This is a genomic window from Curtobacterium sp. B8 (genome assembly GCF_000333315.1).
GTDB lineage: Bacteria > Actinomycetota > Actinomycetes > Actinomycetales > Microbacteriaceae > Curtobacterium > Curtobacterium luteum.
Map to the genome: position 1 here is coordinate 1 of NZ_BACW01000612.1, position 2,323 is coordinate 2,323.

Annotated in this window: 1 protein-coding gene; it reads left to right on the plus strand. The window is 71.7% G+C overall.

What is annotated here, in order from left to right:
* The coding region (locus I59_RS16580; RefSeq protein ID WP_022904832.1) for a glycoside hydrolase family 38 C-terminal domain-containing protein at positions 1-2,286 on the plus strand (2,286 nt) is incomplete at its 5' end.
* Between the last annotated feature and the right edge of the window lie 37 nt (positions 2,287-2,323).

Sequence of the window (2,323 nt, forward strand, 5' to 3'; positions counted from 1 at the left end):
CCGATCCGGGAGACGAAGCGCAAGACCGGCCGGACGTCCTCGAACGTGCTCGCCCTCGCCGAGCAGTACCCCGAGTTCAAGTTCGCCGCGTCCAGCGCCCAGCAGTACGCCTGGGTCAAGGAGCGGTACCCGGCGGTGTTCGAGGGCATCAAGGCCGCGATCGCCCGCGGACAGTGGATCGTCGTGGGCTCGCAGTGGATCGAACCGGACGGCAACCTGCCCGGCGGCGAGGCGATGGTCCGCCAGATCACCCAGGGACTCCGGTTCTTCGCCGAGGAGCTCGGCGTCGAGACGCACGGCATCTGGCTGCCGGACTCGTTCGGCTACACGGCCGCGTTCCCGCAGATCGCCAAGCTCGCCGGACTCGACTGGTTCCTCACGCAGAAGCTCTCGTGGAACCAGACGAACACGTTCCCCCACCACACGTTCTGGTGGGAGGGCATCGACGGCTCCCGGATCTTCACGCACTTCCCCCCGATCGACACGTACAACTCGACCCTCGAGGGCGAGGAGCTGCACCACGCCGTCCGGCAGTTCCGCGAGAAGGGGGCTGCGACGACCTCGCTCGTGCCGTTCGGCTACGGCGACGGCGGCGGCGGTCCGATCCGCGAGATGCTCGAGCGGCAGCGTCGGGTCGAGTCCCTCGAAGGATCGCCCCGCGTCGAGATCGAGCACCCGGACGACTTCTTCGCCCGGGCCCGCGAGGAGTACCCCGACGCCCCGACGTGGGTCGGCGAGCTGTACCTGGAGCTGCACCGCGGCACGTTCACCTCGCACGCCCGCGAGAAGCGCGGCAACCGGAAGGCCGAGCACCTCCTGCGGGAAGCGGAGCTGTGGTGGACCGCCGCCGCGCTCCGCGGTGCCGAGTACCCGTACGAGGCGTTCGACCGGCTCTGGCAGTCCACGCTGCTCCAGCAGTTCCACGACATCCTGCCCGGCTCGTCGATCCAGTGGGTGCACGAGGAGAACGAGGACACCTACGCCCGCAACCACGCGGAGATCGAGGCGCTCATCACGGACGCCCTCACGCGGCTCGGTGTCGGCGGTGCGGTCGCGAACCCCGCCGATCACGACCGCCGCGCCCTCGTCGTCGGCGCGGACGGTTCGCCGATCGGCGTCGTCGAGGCGGCGGCGCACGCCCTGTCCCCCCTGCGGCCGGTCACACCGACGCACCCCGTCACGGCGACGCAGGACGCCGACGGCACCGTCCTCGACAACGGGCTCGTCCGCGTGCACGTCGACACCGACGGGCTCGTCGACTCGATCCGCGACCTCGCCCACGACCGCGAACTCGTGCCGTCGGACCGCAGCGCCAACCTGCTGCACCTGCACGAGGACCTGCCGAACGCCTGGGACGCCTGGGACATCGACGCCCACTACCGGCACTCGGTCGTCGAGCTCCGTGCCGCCCGGTCGGTGGAGCTCACCACCGACGACGACCTCCGCGCCGTGGTCCGCGTCCGCCGGGTGTTCGGATCGTCCGAGCTCGTGCAGAGCATCGCGGTCCACGCCGACGACGTCCGGGTCCACCTCGGGGTCGACGTCGAGTGGCAGGAGCGCGAGAAGCTCCTCAAGGCGTCGCTGCCCTTCGTCGTGCACGCGCAGCACCACAGCGCCGAGATCCAGTTCGGGCACCTCCGGCGACCGACGCACACGAACACCTCGTGGGACGACGCACGCTTCGAGGTGATGGCGCACCGTTGGGTGCACGTCGAGGAACCCGGCTACGGGATCGGCGTCACGAACGCCGGCACCTACGGCCACGACGTCACCCGCCGCGTGGGCTCCTCCGGCGAGGTCGAGACCGAGGTCCGGCTCAGCCTGGTGCGCGGCGCCCAGTCGCCCGACCCCGAGCAGGACCTCGGACACCACGCGTTCGCGTACGCCGTGCACCCCGGCGCCACGATCGCGGACGTCGTGGCGAGCGGGTACGACCAGAACCTGCCGCTGCGTGCGGTGCCGGCCGCCGAGGGAGCCGCACCGGTGGAGGCGCTCACGGCGCCGGTCGTGCCGACGACGCCGGGTGTGCGCGTCGAGTCGGTCAAGCTGGCCGACGACCGCTCGGGCGACGTCGTCGTGAGGCTGTACGAGGCGCTCGGCGCGCGCACCGACACCGTGCTCGACCTGCGGATCGACGCCGAGTCGGTGGAGCAGGTCGACCTGCGCGAGCGTTCGATCACCGACCCGGAGCGCACGGCCCGGACCTTCGCGTGGGACGGCGGGACGGTGTCGCTCGGGCTGCGGCCGTTCCAGGTGGTCACCCTGCGGATCCGTCCGCGGCGCTGACGGCCGCCGTCACGACGCGACGGCGGGACGGACGGGA